At 63.6% G+C, this 3,931-nt stretch carries 3 protein-coding genes; 1 reads left to right on the forward strand and 2 read right to left on the reverse strand.

What is annotated here, in order from left to right:
• Window positions 1-1,736: pyruvate dehydrogenase (acetyl-transferring), homodimeric type (gene aceE, locus IT472_RS00235; RefSeq protein WP_297176596.1), on the forward strand; the 1,736-nt coding region annotated here is incomplete at its 5' end.
• A 53-nt stretch (window positions 1,737-1,789) separates the two neighbouring features.
• Here aceE and IT472_RS00240 read toward each other — a convergent pair.
• A complete protein-coding gene (locus IT472_RS00240; protein ID WP_297176599.1) occupies window positions 1,790-2,749 on the reverse strand; it encodes an HNH endonuclease in 960 nt (319 codons plus the stop codon).
• A 165-nt stretch (window positions 2,750-2,914) separates the two neighbouring features.
• Window positions 2,915-3,931 (reverse strand): M28 family peptidase (locus IT472_RS00245; RefSeq protein ID WP_297176602.1); only part of this gene is annotated, 1,017 nt, incomplete at its 5' end.

Genomic DNA, 3,931 nt, shown 5'->3' on the forward strand with positions numbered 1-3,931 from the left:
ACACCGTCGATGGCGAGTACCAGAACTGCAAGGCTTTCGGTGGCGCCTACACGCGCCAGCATTTCTTCGGCAAGACGCCGGAGACGCTGGCGATGGTCGCCAACCTCAGCGACGACGACATCTGGCGGCTGAACCGCGGTGGCCACGATCCGCACAAGGTCTACGCCGCCTATGACGCCGCAGTGAGGACGGTCGGCCAGCCCACCGTGATCCTCGCCAAGACCGTCAAGGGCTATGGCATGGGCAGCGCCGGCGAGGCGCTCAATCCCACCCACCAGACCAAGAAGCTGGACGATGATTCGGTGCGCGCCTTCCGCGACCGCTTCCAGTTGCCGATCAGCGACGACCAGCTCAAGGATGGCGCGGTGCCGTTCTTCAAGCCGGCCGACAAGTCGCCGGAAATGGAATACATGCGTGATCGCCGTGCCGCGCTCGGTGGTTACCTGCCGGCGCGCCGGCGCAAGGCCAGCCAGCCGCTGGAGGTGCCGCCGCTGGCGACCTTCGAGCGCCTGCTGAAGTCCACCGGCGAGCGCGAGATCAGCACCACGATGGCGTTCGTGCAGATGTTCAACATGATCCTGCGCGACAAGCAGGTGGGGCCGCGTTGCGTGCCGATCGTGGCCGACGAGGCGCGCACCTTCGGCATGGAAGGCCTGTTCCGCCAGCTTGGCATCTACGCGCCGCAGGGCCAGAAATACAAGCCTGTGGACGCCGACCAGCTGATGTTCTACCGCGAGGACGCGGCCGGGCAGGTGCTGGAGGAAGGCATCACCGAGGCCGGCGCGTTCGCCAGCTGGATGGCGCTGGCCACCAGTTACAGCGTCAACGACCTGCAGATGCTGCCGTTCTACATCTACTACTCGATGTTCGGCTTCCAGCGCGTCGGCGACTTCGCCTGGCAGGCCGGCGACATGCGCGCGCGCGGCTTCGTGCTGGGCGGTACCGCCGGCCGCACCACCTTGAATGGCGAGGGCCTGCAACACGAGGATGGCCATTCGCACATTCAGAGCGGGCTGATCCCGAACGTGCGCAGCTACGACCCCAGTTTCTCCTACGAGGTCGTGACCATCGTCCACTACGGCATGCAGCGGATGCTGGCGGAACAGCACGACGAGTACTTCTACATCACCCTGATGAACGAGAACTACACCCATCCCGAGATGCCTGCGGGCAGCGAGGAAGGGATCATCAAGGGCATGTACCTGCTGCGCGACGCCGGCAGGTCGAAGAAGGGCGACCTGCGTGTGCAACTGCTGGGCAGTGGCACTATCCTCAACGAAGTCACCGCGGCGGCGGTGCTGCTGGATGCCGATTTCGGCATCAAGTCGGACATCTGGTCCTGCCCCAGCTTCACCGAACTGGCGCGCGACGGCATGGACGCCAGCCGCTGGAACCGCTTCCACCCGGAGGCCAAGGACGCGCGCAAGCCCTGGGTCACCCAACAGCTAGAGGGCCGCAGCGGGCCCGCCATCGCCGCCACCGATTACGTGCGCGCCTACCCGGACCAGATCCGCGAGTTCGTGCCGATGCGCTACACCGCGCTGGGCACCGACGGCTACGGCCGCAGCGACACCCGCGAGAACCTGCGTCGCCACTTCGAAGTCGATCGCTACCACATCGCCCATGCCGCCGTCGCCGCTCTGGCCGCCGAAGGCAAGCTCACCGGCAAGGACGTGGCACGCGCGCTCAAGCTCTACAAGATCGACACGGAGGCGCCGAACCCGTTGTTGGCGTGAGCGGTGGCAGTTGCAGGGTGACGAAAAAGGCGGCCGGTGGCCGCCTTTCTTGCTCAAGAAGGCGATGTTGCGAGCAACTCGGACAAAGGATCGACTGAGTTCCTGAACGATTGGTTGAAGATGGCGTTGCGGTGATATTCGAGGTAGTTCCTTTGCGTCCCGACGAAGTCGCCGCACTTCCGGCCCTGTTCCAGATTGAGGCCAATCCTCTCGATCACATCTTGCGGTAGGTGGTCAGACCTAACTAATGAGCCATCGCCCTCGAAAGTGATCCAGCCTCGATCAAACAGGAAGTCGGCGTGCGGGCTCAGTAGTAGTCCATTGTTCTCATCGATACGTTCATCGCCATTGGTGCATTGCGCCCATGGCTTGATATGACTGGCCCGCAGAAAGCGCAAGTCGGCGATCCCGGTTACGCGACATTGCTTCTCGACCGTGAGCAGACGTCGTTTGAACAACGATTGCTTGGTCCGTATCTCAGTCAGGTGCAATGAGGTTGTGGCTGACAAATCTAATGCTGGCCGTGGGCTGTCAGCGATGGCGTTCTGGAATGGATTGAACTCGTCGTCGATGGGCTTGAGCTTGAAGACAATTGCCTTGCGCAGATTGCCTTTCGTGTCGACGATGCCTTGCTGTTCGTAGGCGTAGATGAACTGGAACTCGCCGAGAAATCGATAGGGCTGACTCTTGCCCAAGCTCTGGAAGATCAAGAGGCGTTTGTTGTTTTGCAGGTGCTGGCGGATTGCGCGGTTTCCTCGCGAATCCTGCATGTCGCCTTCTTGGCCCTCGCCGAAGTAATGGAGGATGTTTTCCCCATCTTCGTATTCCCAATGGTCGCGATAGCCATGCTGCTGGCCGGCTTCGCCGGTAAACAAGATGACGAATGGGCTGTTTGAGGGGGTGGCTATGCCGCCTTGGAGTTGCCCGCCCAAACGCGCGTGAATTTCCTGTCGGCGGTTGTAAAGCGCACCGATTTCATATGGAAGCGGATTGGCAAGCCGGAGCCGCGACATGGGCGCCAGGATACCAGGGCCATGTCAAATTACGCCGACGCTTGGTGTCGAGGGCGGGTGGACGCCGATAGCCGCCACGAATTGCGTCGTTGTGGCTCAAGCCGTGTTCGATACTCCAATCGGCACGTCGTTGATCGCTTCGCGTCAATCGACGCTACAAAGTCGTCACCTCCCCGCCGCCTTCACCGCACTCCCGAACCCGCCATCCGCCTGCGCCGCCAGCCAAGTGAACACCGCATACGCAGCGGTGTTTTGCGCCAGTTCCGACGGAACGACCTTGTCGAGAGTGTCGCCTGCGCTGTGGTGGAGGTCGAAGTAGCGGGTGGCGTCGTGGCCCAGCCAAGCCCAAGCCACGCCGGCTTCGGTCATCGGGCCGATGTCGGATTCCGGTTCGCCCTGCTCGGGCATCCACGCGATGCCCAGCGGTGCAAGCTGCTGCTGGATCTGCGCCAGTGCCTGCGGCTGCAGGCTGCGGGCGCTGGAATCGAAGCCGTAGATCGGCGCGGCGCCAAGATCGCTTTCCACCGCCATCACCGTGCGAGCGACTTCGTTGGCGTGGCGTTCGGCGTAGGCCTTGCCGCCCCACAGGCCCTGCTCTTCGTTGGCGAAGGCGACCACGCGGATCGTGCGGGCCGGGTGCAGCGGCTTGAGCAGGGCGCCGGTGGCCATGGTGATCGCAATACCGGCGGCATCATCGATCGCGCCGGTGCCGGGGTCCCAGGAGTCGAGGTGGCCGCCGATCAGGATGATTTCGTCAGGGCGGGTGCTGCCGGTGATTTCGCCGATCACGTTGTACGAGGTCGCTTCGCCATCGTAGCCGCAGTCCAGCGCCAGGCGCACGCGGGTCGGGCCGAGTGCGACCAGACGCGCCAGCTGGGCGGCGTCGATGGTGGCCAAGGCGGCAGAGGGAATTGGCGTCAGGCCCGGTTCGAAGCCGGTGTTGCCGGTGTGCGGTTCGCGTGAAAGCGAAGTGCCGGCCGAGCGCATCAAAAATCCGATCGCGCCCTTCTTGATGGCCACCGACGGGCCGGCCCAGCGAATCCCGCCGGCGTTGCGGTAGTCGCCGCCGTCGCGACGGGCCTGCATGGTGTAGTCGACAAAGACAATCTTGCCGGCCAGTGAACCCTCCGGTGCCGCCTGCAGCGCGGCCAGGTCGGCAAAGCGCACCACTTCGCCTTCGAC

This window comes from Thermomonas sp., from assembly GCF_020850895.1.
Classification (GTDB): Bacteria; Pseudomonadota; Gammaproteobacteria; order Xanthomonadales; family Xanthomonadaceae; genus Thermomonas.